This window comes from Streptomyces sp. NPDC045287 (genome assembly GCF_056432325.1).
Genome location: NZ_JBWKJG010000015.1, coordinates 117,777 through 138,248 on the forward strand (window position 1 = coordinate 117,777; position 20,472 = coordinate 138,248).

Here is a 20,472-nt window from a genome sequence, read left to right on the forward strand (position 1 = left end):
CGGCCCCCGCGGGGCTCGTACGGGCCGCCCGGCCGCGGCGCCGTCAGCGCATCTCCCGCACCGTCCGCGAGGTGAGCACCCCCAGCGCCGTCACGGTCAGGACCACCGCCGCCAGCGCGAACATCGGCCCCGTACCGGACCGGGCCAGCGCCCCGCAGACGACCAGTGACAGGGGGGCGACGGCGTAGCCGAGGACCATGTCCACGGAGATCACCCGACTCAGCACCGAGCCGTCGATGTTCCGCTGGATCCAACTGGCGCCGAACACGCCCTGGAAGCCGATGCCGAACCCCATCATCAGGACCGTGCCGAGCGCCGCCGCCGTGTTCCCGACCGTTCCGAGCAGACCCATGCCCAGGGCGAGCCAGCCGGCCAGGGCCGCGATCAGCAGCCCGACCCGCGGCCGGCCGCCCACCATCCCGCCGGCCAGGGCGCCCAGCACGGCCCCGCCCGCCAGGGCCCCGTTGAGGAGCCCCAGCGTCGTCGAACCGCCCGCGAGGTCGATCTTGGCGAGCGACGCGAAGCCCACCGTGAACGGTCCGGAGTGGCAGAACGTCACCGCCATGTCGACGACCAGCACGGTACGGATGCGGGGGTCCTCCCAGGCGTAGCGCAGCCCCTCCCTGATGCGGGCCGCCAGCGGGACGGCGGGAGCGGCCGTCCCCGCCGCGGGCCCCCCGCCCCCCGGGGCCGCGGGCAGCGTCCTGATGCTCGCCACGCACAGCCCGCACAGCGCGAAGCACACGCCGTCCACGAGGAACGCGACCGGGGCGTCCGCCACCGCTACCACCAGGCCGCCCACGGCGGGGCCGAGCACGGCCGACACCTTGGCGCCCGCTCCCAGCAGGGCGTTGGCGGGCGCCAGCGCCTCCTTCCCGACCACCGTCGGCAGGATGGACGCCCTGGCCGGCTGGAAGAACGCGTCCACCGCGCCGAACAGCGCGGCGGCCACGCACAGCATCCACACCGTCAGCGTGCCTGCCAGTCCCAGGATCCCCACCGTCACCATCAGGACGGCCCGCGCCCAGCTGGAGAACGCCATCAGCCTCCGGCTCGACCACATGTCGCTCAGCGACCCGCCGACCAGCGTCAGCACCGCGCGCGGCACCGCCTGGAACGCCAGCACGTAGCCGAGGCTCAGCGTCGAACCGGTGAGGCTCAGGGTGATCCACGAGAACGCGATGTAGCTGAAGCCGTCACCGAGCAGGGACAGGGACTGACCCGCCCAGAGCAGCCGGAACGACCGCTGCCGGGCCGGGGACCACAGCCGGGCCCCCGCGCTCGTCAGAGTGTTCGCCATGTCGAACCCTTCGTCGCGCCGCCGCTCGGGCGGCGGGTGGTCAGTAGCGGACGGGCAGGGCCGTCAGCGCGCGGTTGAGCAGCGACGGCTGCCAGGACAGGGGCTCGTCGACCAGCTCCAGGCCGGGGCGTTCCCGTACGAGCACGTCGACCGCGCTCACGGCGACCATCCGGGCGAGCGCCGCGCCGATGCAGAAGTGCGCGCCGAACCCGAAGCCCAGGTGCATCGGCCCGCCGCCGCCGCGCCGGACGTCGAACCGGTCCGGGTCGGGGAAGCGGTCCGGGTCCCGGTTGGCGGCGGCCGTGACCAGGAACAGCCGGTCCCCGGCCCGTACCGCCCGGCCGTCGAGGTCGAGGTCGTCCGCCGCGATGCGGATCGACATCTTCGACGGCCCGTCGAAGCGCATCGTCTCCTCCACCGCCGCCGGCACGAGCGCCGCGGGGTCCTCGCGGACCGCCGCGAGCTGGTCGGGCCGGCTCAGCAGCGCCAGCAACGTGTTCGCGATGAGGTTGCTCGTCGTCTCGCCGCCGGCGAACGCCATCTGCGTCAGCATCCCGACGAACTCCTCCTCGCTGACGGACGTCCCGATGCGCCCACCCGCCAGCACGGCGCTGATCAGGTCGTCCTTCGGCTCCGCCCGGCGCTGCCGCACCAGGTCGGCGAGGTAGTCCTCCAGGTTGACCAGCGACTGGAGGGACGTGCGGTACTCGCGTTCCTCCTGGGCGGCGCCCAGGACCAGGTCGCCGACCCGGGCGTTCCAGTACCAGAAGGACGGGGCCTGTGCCTGCGGCACGCCCAGCCAACGGGCGAACACCAGGGCCGGCAGCGGCCGGGCGAGGTCCGCGACCAGGTCCCCGACCCGGCCGGGCGCGGCCCGCCGGCCGGCCATCGCCCGCGTGGCGCGCTCGACGAGCCCCCGGTACCGGTTGACCGCCCGGGCGGCGAACTGGTCCTGGAACACCTGGCGCAGGCGCCGGTGCTCCGGCGGGTCGTTGAACACCATCCAGCGGGACAGGATCCCGAACGCCCGCTCCGCGTCGTCGCGGGCGCCCTCCGGCACGGCGTCCATCAGCGGGCGCACCCGGTCCGCCGAGACGGCGGGGTCGCGCAGGCAGTGCATCAGGTGCTCGTGGCCGGTGACCAGCCACGCCCGGTGCATCGCGCTCCAGTACACGGGGTCGTGGTCGCGCAGCGCGTTGAGGTAGCCGTACGGGTCGGCGTTCACCGCCGGGGAGAGCAGGTAGCGCTCGGTGAAGCCCGGCACCCGCGTTCCGGCGGGGCCCGACACCGCGGGGGTCGTCACGGCGGTGGCGGCGGCCGTCGTCGGAGTCGGAACCGTCGTCGGAGTCGGAGTCGGAGTCGGAGTCGGAGCCGTCGTCGGAGTCGGCGTCGTGGCCGGTGCCGTGGTGGTCGTGGTCATCGGACGACCCCCGTCCCGATCTTCGCCAGTACCGCGGCGGTGGCGGGCATCAGCCGCTCGGACATCATCGACATGTGGTCCCCCTCCGTGACGTGGACGGTCACTCCGCCCAGGGCGAGTTCGCGCCACCGCGCGACGTAGGTCCGGTATCCGACGTCCAGGCCGGGCATCGGCTCGTCCTCGGGCAGCCCGGCCGCCGTGCTGCCCACGACCAGGTGGACGTGGCCCGGGTACGGGCGCACCCGGTAGCCGGCCAGCGCGACCAGCAGCGAGTGCCACACCTCGATCGGCGCGTTCTCCACCAGCTCCGCCTCGCTCGGGCTCATCCCCGCGCCCAGCAGCAGCGCCGTCAGCTCCGCGACGGCGGCCTCCCGCTCCGGGGACGGCGCGAGCGCGCGGATCCGGTCGCGCATGCCCAGCGCCGCCACCATGTCGCGGCCCACGCCGGCGAGCCGCTCGGCCGCCACCGGGTTGGGCAGGTACGGCTCGATCAGCACCAGCGGCTCCACCGTGTGCCCGGCCTCGTGCAACTGCGTCGCCATCTCCAGGGCCAGGTTGGCGCCCATGGACCAGCCCAGCAGGTCGTGCGGGCCCCGCCCGCCGTGCGCGGTGATCTCGGCGACGTAGTTGGCGGCGATCCCGGCCACCGTCGTCGGGTCCACCCCGCCCAGCAGGCCGCGCGCCTGGAACGCCCGCACGGGCCGCCCCGGCGGCAGTTCGCGGGCGAGCGGCACGTACCACGCGGCGCTGCCGCCCGTCGGGTGCACGCACCACAGGGGCGCGCCCTCCCCGTCGCGCAGCCGCACCTCCGACCGGACCTCCGCCGTGGCCGCCGCCCCGGCGCGGGACGCCAGTTGGGCGATCGTCGGCGCCTCGATGAGGTCCCGCACGGTCACCCGCAGCCCCCGGGCCGCCGCCTGCGCCGCCACGCGGACGGTCGACAGGGAGCTGCCGCCCAGCCGGAAGAAGTCGTCGTGCACCCCGACCTCGTCGACGCCGAGGACCCCGCGCCACACCTCGGCGAGCACCAGCTCGGCGGGGGTGCGGGGGGCGGCGTACGGGGCGCCGCCCCGCCCCCGTCCGGCGGGCGGCAGCGGGAGCGCCCGCTTGTCGATCTTGCCGCTGGTGTTGACCGGCAGGGAGTCGAGGACGACGAAGAACGACGGCACCATGTACGCGGGCATCCGCGCCCGCAGCCCCCGCCGCAGCTCCTCCTCGCCCGCCCCGGTGCCCTCGCGGGGCACCACGTAGGCGACCAGGGCCGGCTCGCCGCCCGGCAGGTCGCGGCGGAGCAGGACCACCGCCTGCCGCACCTCGGGCAGCTCCCGCAGGGCGTGCTCCACCTCGCCCAGCTCGATCCGGAACCCGCGCAGCTTGACCTGGCCGTCCCGCCGGCCCAGCCACTCCACGCTGCCGTCCGGCCGCTGGACGCCGATGTCACCGGTGCGGCACAGCCGGTCGCCGGGGGCGCCGTACGGGTCGGGGACGAACGTCGCCGCGGTCAGCTCCGGGCGGTTGAGGTAGCCCCGGCCGACGGCGTGCCCGCCCAGGTGGATCTCGCCGGGCACCCCGACCGGCACCGGCTGGAAGTCGTCGTCCAGGACGTAGATCTGTGTGTTGCGGATCGGCCGGCCGACGGGCGCGCGCCGGCAGTCGGGGGTGAGGCGGGCGGCGACCGACCACGACGAGGTCTCGGTCAGCCCGTACACGTTGTAGAACCGCCGACCGCGCGACCACGTCCTGGCCAGCTCGGCCGGGCACGCCTCACCGGCGACCTGGAGCACCTCCAGGGCGGGGAAGCGGTCTTCGCCGAGCACCGCCAGCGCACTCGGCGGCAGCATCGTGCCGGTGATCCCGTGCTCCCGCAGCGTCGCCGCCAGGTCGGGGCCGGGCCGCAGCGCCTCCTTCGGGGCGGTGCACAGGCGCCCGCCGTTCGCCAGGGCCCAGGTCATCTCCAGGATCGACGCGTCGAAGCTGAACGAGGCGAACTGCAGCACCCGGTCGGCCGGCGTCGGGTCCACCAGGTCGCGCTGGCCCTCCAGCATGTTGGTCAGCCCCCGGTGTGGGACCGCCGCGCCCTTGGGGGTGCCCGTCGAGCCGGACGTGTAGATGACGTACGCCGTGTTGTCGGGGCGCAGCGCTGGTGCCGGGGCCTGCGCCCGGGCCGCGGGCGCCGCCCACGTCGCCGGGTCGTCCAGGCGCAGCACCGGGCCGTCGAACGGCACCGCGCCCAGGAGCGGCGACTGGGTGAGCAGCACCCGCATGCCGCTGTCCCGCGCCGTGAAGCCGAGCCGCTCGGTGGGGTGCTGCGGGTCCAGCGGCAGGAACGCCCCGCCCGCCTTGAGGACGCCCAGCACCGCCCGCAGCATGTCCGGACCGCGGTCCACGCAGATGCCGACCACCGTCTCCGGGCCCACCCCGAGCGCCCGCAGCCGCGCCGCCAGTCGCCCGGCCGCGCCGTCCAGTTCGGCGTACGTCACCTCCTGCCCGCCGTGCGCGACGGCGACCGCGTCCGGTGTCCGCGCCGCGTGCCCCGCCACGCACTCGTGGAACATCAGCCCCTCACCGGGCAGGGCGGGGCCGCGCGCCCACTCGCCCAGCGCCCGCTCGCGCGCCGCACCGCGCAGCGCGGGCCGCGACACGGGGGCGTCGGGCGCGGCCACCATGGTCTCCAGCACCCCGCACAGCAGGTCCGCGAGCTGGTCCGCGGTCGCCGGGGAGACGTACTGCGGGTCCGCGTCGAGCTGGAAGCCGTCCACGCTCGCGTTGACCAGCAGCGGGAACATGGTCCGGGCGATCTCCGCCGACTCGTCCCACGTGTCGCCGGACAGCCGGTGGAAGTTGACGAAGTTGAAGACCGCCTGCACGGGGCTCGGCTCACCCGGCCGCATCCGCCCCAGCCGCACCAGCGGCACCCTGCGGTGCGGCAGCATCTCCTGCTCCGCCGCGAACACCGCCCGCACGTACTCCAGCCAGCTGCCCCGCGGGCGCCGCACCCCGAACGGCACGGTGTTGAGGAACAGCCCGCGCATGCGGTCCGCGCCGGGCAGCTCCGGCCGGCCGTTGGTGACCAGGCCGATCGCGTGCCCGTCCGTGCCGTCCCGCTCGGCGAACAGGCCCATCAGGTGGTGGAAGGCGGTCAGGAGGACGGTGCGCCGGGGCACCCCCGCCTGCCGGGCGAGCCGCCCGACGGGCCCGGCGAGCCTCGCGTACGAGCGCTTCGTCTCGTACACGCTCTGCGCGCCCCCGCCCTCGGCGGGCTCCGCGCCGCGCCGCGTGAACCGGACCGGGTCCAGCGCGTCCAGCGCCGTACGCCAGTACTCCAGGCTCTCCTCGTCCCGCGCCGCCGCCCGCTCCAGCGCCACGTACTCGGCGAACCGGGGCGCGGCGGGCAGCTCCGGCGCGCGGCCGTGCGCCACCGCCCGGCGGTGCAGGTCGAGCAGGTCGGCGATGAGGGACGTGAGGCTCCAGCCGTCCAGGACGACGTGGCAGTCCGTCAGGGTCAGCCGCAGCTCGTGGTCGGTGAGGCGGTGCAGGTGGATCCGTACCAGCGGCGCCGCCGCCAGGTCGAACCGCCGGCCGAACTCCTCGTCCACGTACCGCCGCAGGGCCGCGCGCTGCTCCTCGCGGGACAGGCCCCGCAGGTCCGTGCAGCCGACCGGGAGCGCCGCCTCGCGGTGCACCAACTGCAGCGGCTCGGAGTACGACACGAGGTCGACGGAGGTCCGCAGGATGCCGTGCTCGCGCACCACCGCGTCCACCGCGGCCTGGAACGCCGCCGGGTCGAACCCCTCCGGCATCGTGACCTTCAGGTCGGTCACGTTGTGGTACGCGCCGCGCCGTTCGTCGGCGAGCATCTCGTGCAGCATGCCCGCCTGGAGCATCGTCAGCGGGTACGCGTCCTCCAGCCCCTCCGGGAGCCGGGCCCGGTCCGCCGGGTCGAGCTGCGAGAACGGCTCCACCGCCGGGGGCGCCGCCCCGTCGGCCGCGGTCGCCCGCTGCGCCAGGTCGCCCAGCGTGGGCGCCCGGAACAGGTCCGGCACGGTCAGCGCCAGCCCGGCCGACCGGGCCAGGCCGATCACCCGCAGCGCCAGGATCGAGTCGCCGCCCAGGTCGAAGAAGTTCGCCGTGCGGCCGACCCGCTCCACGCCCAGCACCTCCGCCCAGACCCGGGCGAGCGCCTCCTCCGTACCGCCCCGCGGCGGCACGTGGCCCGCGGGCGCGGCGGCCGCGTCCCCCGCCACCGCCCGCAGCGCGGCCCGGTCGACCTTGCCGTTCGCGGTGAGCGGCAGCCGGTCGTGCTTCACGAACAGCGCGGGCACCATGTACGACGGCAGGGTCAGGCGCAGCCGGTCCCGCAGGTCGGGGGCGTCCAGCGGCCGGCCCTCGGTCAGGACCACGTGGGCGACGAGCCGGGCGCCGCCCTGCGGGTCGGGGCGGGCCACCACGGCGGCGTCCGCCACGCCGGGCAGGGCGCGCAGGGCCGTCTCGATCTCGCCCGGCTCGATGCGGAAGCCCCGCACCTTCACCTGGTGGTCGGCCCGTCCCACGTACGCGAGCTGCCCGTCGGGCAGCACCCGCACCAGGTCGCCCGTGCGGTACATGCGGGTCCCGCCGGGGCCGAACGGGTCGGCGGGGAAGCGTTCGGCGGACAGCTCCGGGCGGTTGCGGTAGCCGCGCGCCACCCCGCCGCCGGCCACGTACAGCTCGCCGACCGTGCCGCGAGGCACCAGCCGCCGGAACTGGTCGAGCACGTAGCCGTGCTGCCCGGCCAGCGGACGCCCGATCGGCGACGTGACCGGCGACCCGGTGTCCGCCTCGGTGATCAGCCGGTACGTGACGTGCACGGTCGTCTCGGTGATGCCGTACATGTTGACCAGCGCGGGCCGCTCGTCCTCCGGGACGGCGAACCAGTCGCGGTAGTCACGCGCGTCGAAGGCGTCACCGCCGAAGACCACCGTGCGCAGCGCGAGATCGCCGAAGGCCGCGCCGCACTGCGCCATGTGGGCCCGCAGCCCCTTGAACGCGGCGGGCGTCTGGTTCAGCACCGTCACCCGCTCCTCGCGCAGCACCCGCAGCACCGCCGCCGGGTCGCGGACCTCGTCGTCGGTGAGCACCACCACCCGCCCGCCGGACGTCAGCGGCCCCCACAGCTCCCAGACGGAGAAGTCGAACGCGGGGGAGTGCACCAGCGTCCACACGTCGTCCGCGCCGAAGGAGAAGTGCCGGTCGGCGGCGTCCAGCAACCAGGCGAGGTTGCCGTGGGTGAGCTCCACGCCCTTGGGCCGGCCCGTCGAGCCGGAGGTGTAGATGACGTACGCGAGGCGGTCCGCGCCCGGCACGGCCTCCGCCCCGGCGCCCTCCCCGGTCTCCCCGGCCTCTCCGGCCGCCACGGCGTCCTCCAGCGCCACCACCTCCACCGGCAGGCCCTCCGCGGCCGCCCGCCCCGCGCCGTCCGCGACCACCAGGGACACGCCCGCGTCGGTGACGGTGAACTCCCGCCGCGCCCGCGGGTGCGACGGGTCCAGCGGCAGGTACGCCGCCCCCGCCCGCCACACGCCGAGCAGCGCCACGGCCAGGCCGGGCCCGCGCCCGGCGCAGACCCCGACCAGTTGCTCGGGCCCCGCGCCCGCCTCCTGCAGCCGCCGGGCCAGCGCCCGCGACGCGGCGTCCAGTTCCGCGTACGTCAGGCTGCGCCCGCCCCCCGAGACGGCGACCGCGCCGGGGGAGCGGCGCACGTGCTCGGCGAACCGCTCCAGGGCGGTGCGCGGCGCGGCGGCGTCCCGTACGCCCGGCTCCGGCAGCGCGGGCCGGTTCGCGGGCCCGTCCGGGCCCAGCAGCTCGCCGATCTCCTCGTCCGTGAGCAGCGCCATCTCGCTGAGCGGCACGCTGGGCACCCGGACGAAGGCCCGCAGGACCGCCACGGTGTGCGCCGCGAACCGGGACACCGACTCCTCGGTGAACAGGTCGGGGCGGTACACGAACCGCAGGGTGATCCGGCCGTCGCCCTCCAGGACGTCCAGGGTCAGGTCGAACTTCGCGGTGGTCAGGTCGATCGGGAACGCCGCACCCGGGACGTCTCCCAGCCGGAACGCACCGGACGGGGCCCGGGTGTGCGTGAACAGCACCTGGAACAGCGGGTTGCGGCCCAGGTCCCGCTCGGGGCTCAGCTCGTCCACGACCTTCTCGAAGGGCAGGCCCTGGTGCGACAGCGCCCCCAGCACGCTCTCCCGCGTGCGGCCCAGCAGCTCGTCGGAGGTCGGGTCGCCCGACAGGTCGGTGCGCACCACCAGGGTGTTCACGAAGAACCCGGCCAGTTGTTCCGTCTCCGGCCGCTCCCGGTTGGCCACGACGGTGCCGATCGCGATGTCGTCCTGCCCGCTGTGGAACGCCAGCGTCGCCTGGAACGCCGACATCAGCGTCATGTACGGGGTCGTGTCGGTGCGTTCGCCGAGCGCGCGCAGCCGGGCCGTCAGCTCCTCGGGGAGCTCCACGGAGTGCAGGGCCCCGGCGTAGGACCGCTCGGCGGGCCGGGGGTGGTCGGTGGGCAGCTCCAGCGGGGTCAGCCCGGCGAGCGCGGTCCGCCAGTAGGCGAGGTCGGCGCCGTGGTCGGCGCCGCGCTGCCACACCGCGTAGTCCGTGTAGTCGATGGGCAGGGCGGGCAGGCCGGCGTCCGTGCCCTCGGTCCTGGCCCGGTAGAACGCGGCGAGGTCGCGCAGCAGGACGTCGAGGGACCAGCCGTCCACCACGATGTGGTGCAGGGCGAGCACCAGGACGTGGTCGTCGTCCGCGACCTTCAGCAGCACGGCCCGGAAGCCGGGCTCGGAGGCGAGGTCGAAGGGGTGCGCCGCCACGTCCCGGACGGCGGCGGCGAGCGCGTCGGCGCCCCCGTCCCGTACCCGCGCGGGCAGCTCCACCACGTCCAGGCCGGCGGGCTCCGCGCCGAGGACGCGCTGCGCGGGGACGCCCTCCTCCTCGGTGAAGACGACCCGCAGCTGCTCGTGGCGTCCGACCAGGTCGCGGACGGCCCCGTCGAGCGCGGCCGTGTCCAGCGGGCCGGTGAACCGCCAGGCCGTGGGCATCAGGTACTCGACGCCGTCCGGGTCGAGCCGGTGCAGGAAGTACAGGCGCTGCTGCGCCGCCGACAGTGGGACGCGCTCCGGGCGCGGGTCGAGGCGGGGGATCCCGGCCGGCGCGGCACCGGCGCGGCCACGGAGCCGGCGCTCCAGCAGGCGGCGCGCGGCGGGGGAGAGGCCGGCGGCGGGCGCGGTGGCGGGTTCGGTCTGCACGGTGGTCATGAGGGGTTCCGTCCCATCGGAGAGTCAGTGGTCAGCGATCAGGGGGCAGCGCCCGGGGCGCGTGCGGGAGCGCTCGGCGCCCGGGGGCGCGGTGCGCGGGGAGGGCGCGGTGCCCGGCGGGGCGAACCCGCGCGGCGCGCGGCGGGGCGGGGCCGCCGCCGGGCCCGGCGCCCCGGCGGCGGGTGGGCCGCCGCCGGGGAGGGGCGTCAGAGGTCCGCCGTCAGCGACAGGTCGATCTCGTCCTCGCTCATCGCCGAGATCTGCTCGACGAGCCGCCGTTCCACCTCGACGGCCAGCCGCTCGACCGTCGGGTGCTCGAACAGGTCGCGCACCTGGACCGGGCAGTCGAACGCCGCCCGCAGCCGGGACGCCACGGCGACGGCGCGCAGCGAGTGCCCGCCCAGCACGAAGAAGTCGTCGTGCACCCCGATCCGGGAGAGGCCCAGCACCTCGGCCCAGACCTGGGCCGTCACCACCTCGGTCGGTGTGCGCGGGGCCACCGCCCCGGCCGTCGCGGGCGGCTCGGGGTCGGGCAGGGCGGCGGTGTCGAGCTTGCCCTGCACCGTGCGCGGCAACGCGTCCAGCAGGACGAACGCGGCCGGCACCATGTAGCCGGGCAACTGGGCGCGGCACCACTCGGCGAGCCTCCCGGCGTCCAGGCCGTCCCCGGCCGCGTACCCGACGAGGGCCCGGTCGCCGCGCAGTTCGCGGACGAGGACGGCGGCGGCGTGCACCCCGGGGTGCGCTTCGAGCACCGCCTCGACCTCGCCCAGCTCGATGCGGAAGCCCCGGATCTTCACCTGGTGGTCGGTCCGGCCGAGGAAGTCCAGCTCCCCGTCCGGCAGGCGCCGCACGATGTCGCCGGTCCGGTAGAGCCGGCCGCCCGTGCCCCCGAAGGGGTCCGGTACGAACCGCTCCGCGGTGAGCGCGGGCTGGCCGAGGTAGCCGCGCGCCAGCTCGGGCCCGCCGACGAGGAGTTCGCCCGGCACGCCCACCGGCGCCAGCTCGCCCCGCTGGTCCACCACGTACGTGCGGCGCGCCCCCCAGGCCGTGCCGATCGGCACGCGCCCCTCGACCGGTCCGGTGACCAGCCGGGACGTCGCGGAGATGACCGACTCGGTCGGACCGTACGTGTTCTGGATCGGCACGTGCGGCAGGTGCGCGAACCACCGGGCCAGCGGCGCCGACGGCAGCGTCTCCCCGCCCGTCACGACCAGCCGCAGCCCCTTCAGGTCGTCGGCGACCGCGTCGAGCCGGGCGGCGATCTCCTCCCAGTACGACGGCGTCACCTCCATCACGGTGACCCGTTCGGCGCGGACCCGCTCGGCCAGCTCCTCCACCGTCCACACCTCGTCCGGGCGGATCACCACCGCCGCGCCGGCGCCCAGGGCGGGCAGGACCTGCTCCAGCGACGCGTCGAAGGAGAACGACGCGAAGTTCATCACCCGGTCCCCGGCGGTGATCCCGAACCGCTCCCGCGCGGCCAGCGCGTGCGCCGCCAGGGCGTGGTGCTCGACACCGACCGCCTTGGGCCGGCCCGTGGACCCCGAGGTGAAGATGACGCACGCCAGTTCGCGGGGCGAGGGCACGTGCCGCGGCCCGTCCGGGTCCGGGCGGACCGACTCCACGGCCAGGACCGGCGCGCCCAGCCCGGCGGCCAGCGGGGCCGTGGCGCCGTCGGTGACGACGTACCGCACCCCGGCGCGGTCGACCATGTACCGCAGGCGCTCCTCGGGCAGCCGGGGATCGAGCGGTACGTACACCCCGCCCGCCCGCCAGATCGCGGCCATGGCGACGACGGACCACAGCCCCCGGCCCAGGCACACGCCCACCGCCGTCTCCGGTCCGGCCCCGGCTGCGGCGAGCGCCCCCGCCAGGCCGCCGGCCAGGGAGTCCAGCCCGCCGTACGTCAGGCTCTCCTCCCCGCACACCAGGGCGACCGCCTCCGGCGCGCCCGCCACCGCGTACGGCGCCACCCGCGCCACCGTCCCGGAGGCCGGGTCCACGGGGCCGACCAGCTCCACGTACTCCTCGTCGGACAGCATCTCCAGCCGCCCCACCGGCCGGTCCGGATCGGCGAGCACCGACTCCAGCACCCGCCCCACGTGCCCGGCGAAACGGGTGACCGTCGCCGCGTCGAAGAGGTCCGTCGCGTACTCGACGTTCAGCGCGAACCGGTCGGGGTACAGCAGGAACGTCGCCGTCAGGTCGAACTTCGCCGACCGCCACGGCAGCGCGAACGGCTCCACCTCCAGGCCCTCGGCGCGCGGCCCGCCGACCGGGCTCTCCTGCACGTCGAACATCACCTGGAACAGCGGGTTGCGGGACGCGTCGCGCTCCGGCCGCAGCCGCTCCACCAGCCGCTCGAACGGCACGTCCTGGTGGTCGAACGCGCCCAGCACGGTCTCGCGGACCCGGCCGAGGAACTCCCCGAAGTCCGGGTCGCCCGACAGGTCGCCCCTGAGCACCACCGTGTTGACGAACAGCCCGACCAGCCGCTCCAGTTCGAGCTGGCAGCGCCCCGCCACCGGCGTGCCCACCGCCACGTCGAGCTGCCCCGACCAGCGGGACAGCACGATCTGCACCACGGCCAGCAGCACCACGAACCGGGTCACCCCGTGCCGGCGGGCCAGCTCGTCCAGCCCCGCCGCCAGGGACGGCGCCAGATCCACCTCGACCGCCGCCCCCCGCCCCGACCAGACGGCGGGCCGGGGCCGGTCCGTCGGCAGCTCCAGCGGGGCCAGCCCGGACAGCGCCGACTCCCAGTACTCCAGCCGCCCGTCCAGCGCGCCGCCCTCCGCGGCGTCGCGCTGCCACACCGCGAAGTCGCCGTACTGGAGCGCGAGTTCCGGCAGCCGCGCCCGCTGCCCGGCGAGACGGGCCGTGTAGCAGGCGGTCAACTCCCCGACCAGGACGTCCTTGGACCAGCCGTCCGTGGCCGCGTGGTGGAAGGCGATGACCGCGACGTGGTCGTCGGGTGCCAACTCCCACACGGCCGAGCGCAGCAGCGGCGGCGCGGCGAGGTCGAACCGGCGGGTCGCGAAGGCCGCGGCACGCTCCCGCACCAGCTCCGGCAGCCCGGCACCGTCGTCGTCGGCCGCGACCGCGTGCCACTCCAGCGGCACCGCCACCGTGCCGCGCACCCGCTGCGCGGGCCGCCCGTCCACCTCGACCAGGGCCGTCCGCAGCACCTCGTGCCGCGCCACCACGTCGTCGAGGGCGCCCTGCCAGGCCGTGCGGTCGAGCCCGCCGCGCACCCGCCAGGAGTACCACAACACGTACTCCTCGCCCCGCTCCGACATCCGGTCCAGGAACCACATGCGTTCCTGCGCGAACGACATCGGCAGCGGCCCCGACCGGTCCACCGGCACCACCCCGCCGCCCGCGGACGCCCGCCGCGCCGCGCCGACCAGCGGGCCGAACTCCCGTATCCGGGGGTTCTCGAACAGCGTGCGCAGCTCCACCTCGCGGCCCAGCCGCTCCGCGATCCGGGACACCGCCATCGTCGCGAGCAGCGAGTGCCCGCCCAGGTCGAAGAACCCGTCGTCGATGCCGACGCGCTCCACGCCCAGCACCTCGGCCCAGATCTCCGCGACCACCCGCTCGGTCGTGTCGCGCGGCGCCGCGTAGGCCGTGCCGCCCGCCGAGCGGTCCGTCTCCACGGCGGGCAGGGCCGACCGGTCGAGCTTGCCGGAGGCGTTCACCGGCAGCGCGTCCAGCACCGCGAAGTCCGACGGCACCGCGTAGTGCGGCAGCCGGTCGGCGCACCACGCCCGCAGCGCCGCCGTCCCGACCCCGCCCTCCGGGCCCGCCACCACGTAGCCGACCAGGCCCAGGGCACCGCTCGCGTCGGGCCGGGCCGCCGCGGCGGCCGCCGCCACCCCCGGGCACTCCCGCAGCACGGCCTCGACCTCGCCCAGCTCCACCCGGAAGCCCCGCACCTTCACCTGGTCGTCGACGCGCCCCAGGAACTCCAGCTCCCCGTCCGGGCGCAGCCGCACCAGGTCACCGGTCCGGTAGAGCCGCCCGCCCGCGCCGCCGTACGGATCCGGTACGAACCGCTCCGCAGTCAGCGCGGGCCGCCCCAGGTAGCCGCGCGCCAGTTCGGGCCCGCCCACGAGGAGCTCGCCCGTCTCGCCGACGGCCGCGAGCCCGCCCCGGGCGTCCACCACGTACGCCCGGCGCGCCCCGAGGGGCCTGCCGATCGGAACCCGGTCCGGGTCCTTCGCACCGGGCGGCACGTCGTACGCGGTGGCCGTGACGGTCGTCTCCGTCGGCCCGTACGCGTTGCACACCCGCGCGTGCGGGACGCGGGCCCGCCACGCGGCGAGCGGGCCGGGCGGAACGGCCTCGCCGCCGAGGATCAGCAGCCGCAGCGACGCCAGGGCGGCTGCCGCGTCCCCGGTGAGCGACCGCGCCAGCTCCGCCCAGTAGGTGGGCGGCAGGTTGACCACGGTGATCCCGTGCCGGCGGACCTCCTCGACGAGCCGCGCCGGGTGCCACTGCTCGTCGGGGCGGATCACCACCGCCGCGCCCCGGGACAGGGCGGGCAGGAGCTGGTCGAGGGAGGCGTCGAAGGAGAAGGACGAGAAGGCCAGCACCCGGTCGCCGGCGGTGACGCCGAACGCCTCGCGGGCGGCGGCCACGTGCGCGGACAGCGCCCGGTGCTCGACGCCCACGGCCTTGGGCCGGCCCGTGGAACCCGAGGTGAAGATCACGTACGCCAGCTCCCGGGGGTCCGGGACGTGGCGCGGCGCGCCGGCGGCGGGCCGCACGGACTCCACGGGCCGTACCGGCACGCCCAGCGTGGCCGCCGTCCCGGCGGTCGACGCGTCGCCCACGACGCACCGCACCCCGGCCTCGGCCACCATGAACCGCAGTCGCTCCTCGGGCAGTCGGGGATCGAGCGGTACGTACACCCCGCCCGCCCGCCAGATCCCGGCCATCGCGACGACCGCCCCGGTGCCGCGCCGCACCAGCACCCCGACGCGGTCGCCGGGCCGCACCCCGTCCTCGGCGAGCGCGGCGGCCATCCCGCCCGTGAGGGCGTCCAGTTCGCCGTACCGGACCGTTTCGTCCCCGCACACCAGGGCCACCGCCCCGGCGTCACCCGCCACCGCGAACGGCGCCGCGTCGGCCGGTGCCGCCCGCCCGGCCGCCACCGCGACCGCGGGCTCCGCCGCCGCGGACCGCTCGGGGGCGGGGCCCGCGGGGGCCGCCCGCCCGGGGCCGGTCAACGGCTCCAACCGGTCCAGCGCCCCGCTCAGCGGCGCGTCCGGCGCCGCCACCACGGCGCGCAGCAGCTCCGTGTAGCCGTCGCGGAAGCGGTGCATCGTCCCGGCGTCGAACAGGGCCGTGGAGTACTGGAGCCGCGCCGCGACCGTCCCGTCCGGCCGCGCCCCCAGGTCCAGGAAGACGTCCAGCGGCGTGCCCCGCAGCGGCGGGGCCACCAGCTCCACCTCCAGCCCGTCCAGCACGGGCGGGCGCTGCGTGTTGAGCAGCGTGAACGACGCCTGGGCCAGCGGGTGGCGCGACAGGTCGCGCGCCCCGCCCACGGCCTGCACGACCCGGTCGAACGGCGCCTCGGCGTGCGAGAAGTCCCGCAGCGCCCCCGCGCGGACCCGGTCCAGCAGCGCCGCGAACGACGGGTCGCCGGCCAGGTCGGTACGCAGCACGATCGTGTTGACGAACGGCCCGATCACGTCCGCCACCCGGGGGTCGCCCCGGTCGGCGAGGGTGGTGCACACGGCGATGTCCGACCGGCCGGAGTACCGCCCCAGCAGCGCCTGGTACGCGGCGAGCAGCACCATGTACCGCGTCGCCCGCCGGGCGCGCGCCAGCCGGTCCGCCCCGGCCACCAGGTCGGCCGGCAGGTCGAAGCGGACCACGTCGCCCGCACCGTCCCAGAAGCGGGGGCGGGGGCGGTCCGTGGGCAGCTCCAGCGGGGCGGTCCCGGCCAGCCGCTCGCGCCAGTACCCCAGCAGGCGCTCCGTGCGCGGCCCGTCCAGCCGCTCCGACCGGATCCGCGCGAAGTCCGCGTACTGCAGCGGCGGCGGCGCCACCTCCTCGCCCCGGTACCCGGCGGACAGCTCGCGCAGCAGGACGTCCCAGGACCAGCCGTCCACCGCGATGTGGTGGACCACGACCAGCAGCACGTGCTCGTCCGGGCCGGTCCGGGCGAGCACGGCCCGCAGCGGCGGCTCCTCCGCCAGATCGAGCGGACGGGTCAGTTCCGTGGCGAACAGCTCGTCGGCGCCGCCCGCCTCGACCCGTTCGACGGTGAGGCCGCCGGGCGGGTCGACCTGCGGGACGGGCTCCCCGTCCACGGTGGCGAACCGGGTCCGCAGCACCTCGTGGCGGGCCACGACGCCCGCCAGCGCCCGTTCCAGGGCGGGTACGTCGAGGGCGCCGCGGATCCGGAGCGCCAGGGGGAGCAGGGAGTCGGCGGAACCTCGGGTGAGCTGGTCCAGGAACCACAGCCTCCGCTGTGCGGACGATACGGTGCGAACAGCTGCGCCAACCTTCACTGCGGGCCTCCAAGCGGTGGTTTTCCTCCACCCTCCCGGCTGCGGCACGGGCCCAGTAGGGAAGAAGACGCAGCCGCACGCGCAGAAGCCCCCCGTCCCGCGCGGCCCGCCCCGCCGGCACGCGTCCCGCGCGGCCCGCCCCGCCGGCACGCGCCCCGCGCCGCCGCCCGGACGCGCGCGGCGGCGCGCCCCGCCGGGACCCGGCCGGACGCGCCGCCGTGCGCGCAACCGCGCGGAACCTCCTCAGCCCTCCTGGCCCTCCCGGCTCTCCCGGCCTTCCCGGGTCTCGTCGACCGCCACGAACCGCAGCTCGGAGGTGTACGCCCGCCCCTGGTCGTCGACCAGCCACGCCTGTTCGGGCGTCGGCAGCATCTCCGTCACGACCACCCGCCCGTCCGGCTCCCGGCGGGCCATCCTGCGCACCGCCTTCGCGAGGATGTTGACGTAGACGGGACTGTCGAAGTCCACGTAGAACGGCCTCGGTTCGGTCGGCAGCACCACGAAGACGAACCGGGGCAGCCCGTGTCGCGCGCGCCACCGGCGGGCCCGTACGAACCGCCGCGCCTCGTCCTTCTCCTCCGCGAAGTCCAGGTCGGGCCCCGGCAGCCGCCACGTCTCCCGCGCCACGACGAGGCGGTCCACCGTCACGCGCGGCGTGTGGTCCTCCTCCGGCAGGATCTGGAACAGGTCCATCGCCAGCGTGGTCAGCACGTGGGCGAACACGTCCACGGCGGCGAACACGGCGCCGTCCGGCAGGACCACCACCAGCTCCCCGTCCCGCTCGGTCACCGCCACGTCCGCGCTGAGGACCGTACGGGGCCGGCCGGCCCCGCTCGTGAGGTCCACCAGCGCCACGTGGTAGTCGTCCGGGCGGACCAGGGCGTGCCGGGTGCGGGCGGACAGCCGCGACCGGTGCTCCTTCGGCAGCAGGGGCATCAGCCGGGGCCGGGGGTGGTCGCGGTCGGTGAGCCGTACCAGCTCCCCGGGGTCGGGGTGCTGGTGGACGAAGAGGGAGGCGCCCAGCGTGTTGGCCGCCAGGTGCAGCTCTCCCAGCACCAGGTGGAAGTCGCCCCGCGCGACGGCGTCGGCGCCGGTCGCGGCGACCATGACGTCCGGGCTGGCGTAGCGGGCCGCCGTCCAGCCCGCGCCCGTGCCCGGCGCGGTGCCGAACCGTTCCTCCACCGGCCCCGCGATGTCCTCCAGCGACCTGTGGACGCGGCGGGCGCCGGGCGGCACGGCCAGGACGGAGGCCCACCGGTCGCGGAACTCCCGCTGGAGCGCGTCCGCCCGCGCCCGCGCCGTACCGTGCAGGACCGGCATGCAGGCGAACCAGAACGACGCCAGGTCCACCGGCCCTTCGGCCGCCAGTCGTGCGTACACCGTCCGCGCCTCGGCCATCACCGCCCCGGCGAGGTGCGAGGTGAGCCACCGCGCGCCGGTGAGCAGCGGCTCCAGCGGTGCCAGCGCCTCCCGTACGGCCCGTCCCGCGCGGACCGTGGCCGCCCGCCGGCAGTCGGCGTACACCACGGCCCGGCACGGCGCCGTCCCGGCCGCCTTCTCCCGCACGGCGGCCGTCCGGGTGAGCGCGGCGAACTCCCCTTCCAGTTCGGTCAGGGCGGCCACCACCCGGTCGGCGCCGACGGCGGCCCGCACCCGGTCGCGGCCGTGCTCCAGCGCGTCGAGCGCGGCCGTCCAGCGCCGCCGCGCCGGCGCGTCCCCGACCCGTTCGAGCCAGGCCCGCAGTGCCCGCTCCGGGTGCGCGCCGGCCGGGACCTCCAGCCGCCACACGACCCAGCGGCGGGCCACCAGGTCCGCGAGGACGGCCGGTACGTCCACGCCGGGCAGCGCGGCGCGGATGTCCCGCACGGACCGCACCCCGTCGCACAGGCCGAGCACCGCCGCCGCCTCCGGGGCGAGGGTCCGCGCGGGGCGGCCCGGCACGGTCACCTCGGTGCCCGAGACCCGTACGAACGGCACCCGGCGGGGCGCCACCCACTCCCGCAGCGCCGGGTCGGCGTCGATCCGCGCGGCGAGGGCGTCGATCGCCCACCCGGCGAAGTACACCTCCGACGAGGCGGTCAGGCCCTTCCCGGGGTCGACCTCGACACCGGCCTCACCGAGGTCCCAGCGGCCCCAGCCGACGGGGCCGAAGAAGCCGATCGTGTCGTTCTTCACGCAGAACCGCTGCCAGTAGTGGGCGACCAGTTCCTCGCGCTGCCGGGGCATGCTGGTGCGTCCGGCCGCCGTCGGCGTCCACGCCAGGAACGGCGCCACCCCGGAGGCGAGGACCGGGCGGTTCTGCCACGCCACGGCCTCCCGGAACGCCGGTGTCCGCGCGATGTCCTGGAGCGCGTGCGCGGTCTCCACGGCCGCCTCGGCGAACAGCCCGGCGAACCCGGCCCACTCCCGGCCGTCCGGCTCCCTGTCAAGCCCCCCGCCCGGCTCCCCGTCCGGTGCGTCCCCCAGCGCGAACTTGTCGGCTGCCTCCGCCAGCCCCCGCGGGGCCAGCCGCAGCACGCCCCCGGCCGGGAAGCCGGGCCCGCGCAGGGCGAACTGCTCCCACAGCCGCCAGCGCCCGCCGGGCAGCCGCACGCCGCCCCCGCCGTCCGCCTCCTCCACGGCCCTCACCCCTGGAGGAGGTCGGTGCGGACGACGTCGGCGAGGTCCGCCGGCGTGGGGTACGCGAAGACCAGCGACACCGGCACCTCGACGTCCAGGGCGTCCTGCAGCCGGGCGGTCACCTGGAACGCGGACAGCGAGTCCCCGCCGTTCTCGTAGAAGTCGCTCTGCTCGTCCAGGTCGGGCACGCCCAGGGCGTCCCGGTAGATGCCGACGAGCAGCTCGGTGACGGCGGCGGTCGTCGGGGCGGCGGTCAGGGTGGTGGTCTCGCTCATCGGGTCTCCTCCAGTTCGGGACGGGTACGGGGCGGTGCGGTCCGGTGAGCCGGACGGTCCGCGGCGTTCGGGTTGTTCGGGTTGTTCGGGTTGTTCGGGTCGTTCGGGGCGGCCCGGGCGGTGAGGGCCGCCAGGGTGTTGCCGCCGGAGACGACGGCGACGGCCCGCTCGCGGCGGGTCCCCGCGCGAAGGGCCCCCGCGAAGGCGACGGCGCCGCTGGGCTCCGCCTCGACGCCCAGGCGGCGCAGCCGGTCGGTGGCGGTGAGGATCTCGGCGTCGGACACGGCGACCAGGTCGTCGACCCGGCCTTGGACCACGGCGAACGGCACCTCCCCGGGCGCCTGCGCCCGCAGCCCGTCCGCGACGGTGTCGCAGGGCGGCAGCCGCAGCGGCCGGCCCACGGCCAGGGACCGGGCGTAGCGGGGCGTCCCCGCCGGTTCGACGCCCACGATCCGCACCGGGTGGTCGCGGGCGGCCAGGCACACCCCGGCCAGCAGCCCGCCGCCGCCGACCGGCACGTACAGGGTCCGCACGTCGGGGACGTCGGCGAGGATCTCGCGGGCGACCGTGCCCTGTCCCGCGACGACGAGTTCGTGGTCCGACGACGGCACGAGGACCGCGCCGGTCTCCTCGGCCAGCGCCCGGGCCCGCTCCTCGCGCTCCGCGACGCCGCCCCGCACGCTCACCGTCCGCCCGCCCAGGGCGCGGATACGGGCGGCCTTGGCCGGACTCGTCCCGGCGGCCAGCACCACGGTCACCCGCACCCCCATCGGCGCGGCCAGCCGCGCCAGGGCGATCCCGTGGTTGCCCGACGAACCGGTGACGATGCCGCGCGCCCCCAGCGCCAGCACCGCGTTGGCGGCCCCGCGCAGCTTGAACGACCCGCTGCGCTGGAGGTGCTCGGCCTTCAGCAGCAGCCCCCAGCCGCTCCGCCGCCGCCCCTGGGCCGGCAGCCCCGGAAGCAGCGGGGTGCGCCGGGCGTACGGGGCGATGCGGCGGGCCGCGCGTTCCACGTCGGCGGGCACCGGCCCGC

7 protein-coding genes are annotated in these 20,472 nt (G+C 76.6%); all 7 read right to left on the reverse strand.

Going from position 1 to position 20,472, the window contains the following annotated elements; translation table 11 throughout:
- Window positions 1-43 precede the first annotated feature (43 nt).
- A complete protein-coding gene (locus AC07D6_RS24070; RefSeq protein WP_315881018.1) occupies window positions 44-1,300 on the reverse strand; it encodes an MFS transporter in 1,257 nt (418 codons plus the stop codon).
- A gap of 40 nt (window positions 1,301-1,340) precedes the next feature.
- On the reverse strand, window positions 1,341-2,564 hold the full coding sequence (locus AC07D6_RS24075; protein WP_479047541.1) for a cytochrome P450: 1,224 nt from the start codon (window positions 2,562-2,564) through the stop codon (window positions 1,341-1,343).
- Window positions 2,565-2,716: 152 nt separating this feature from the next.
- Window positions 2,717-10,018, reverse strand: coding sequence for an amino acid adenylation domain-containing protein (locus AC07D6_RS24080; protein WP_479047543.1), 7,302 nt, complete (start codon window positions 10,016-10,018; stop codon window positions 2,717-2,719).
- Window positions 10,019-10,224: 206 nt separating this feature from the next.
- Window positions 10,225-16,545, reverse strand: a complete 6,321-nt coding sequence (locus tag AC07D6_RS24085; protein WP_479047545.1) for an amino acid adenylation domain-containing protein — start codon at window positions 16,543-16,545, stop codon at window positions 10,225-10,227.
- Between the two features lie 243 nt (window positions 16,546-16,788).
- Window positions 16,789-19,164, reverse strand: a complete 2,376-nt coding sequence (locus AC07D6_RS24090) for a lantibiotic dehydratase (protein WP_479047548.1) — start codon at window positions 19,162-19,164, stop codon at window positions 16,789-16,791.
- A 5-nt stretch (window positions 19,165-19,169) separates the two neighbouring features.
- Window positions 19,170-19,439, reverse strand: a complete 270-nt coding sequence (locus AC07D6_RS24095; RefSeq protein WP_479047550.1) for an acyl carrier protein — start codon at window positions 19,437-19,439, stop codon at window positions 19,170-19,172.
- Window positions 19,436-20,464 (reverse strand): threonine ammonia-lyase, encoded by a 1,029-nt coding sequence (locus tag AC07D6_RS24100; protein ID WP_479047552.1) that lies wholly within the window; start codon window positions 20,462-20,464, stop codon window positions 19,436-19,438. The genes AC07D6_RS24095 and AC07D6_RS24100 overlap by 4 nt, the downstream gene beginning before the upstream one ends.
- Window positions 20,465-20,472: the final 8 nt, after the last annotated feature.

Coding starts and splice junctions, on each gene's coding strand:
- AC07D6_RS24070 (WP_315881018.1), bottom strand. CDS start 1,300: ATGGCGAACACTCTGACGAGCGCGGGGGCCCGGCTGTGGTCCCCGGCC.
- AC07D6_RS24095 (WP_479047550.1), bottom strand. CDS start 19,439: ATGAGCGAGACCACCACCCTGACCGCCGCCCCGACGACCGCCGCCGTC.
- AC07D6_RS24080 (WP_479047543.1), bottom strand. CDS start 10,018: ATGACCACCGTGCAGACCGAACCCGCCACCGCGCCCGCCGCCGGCCTC.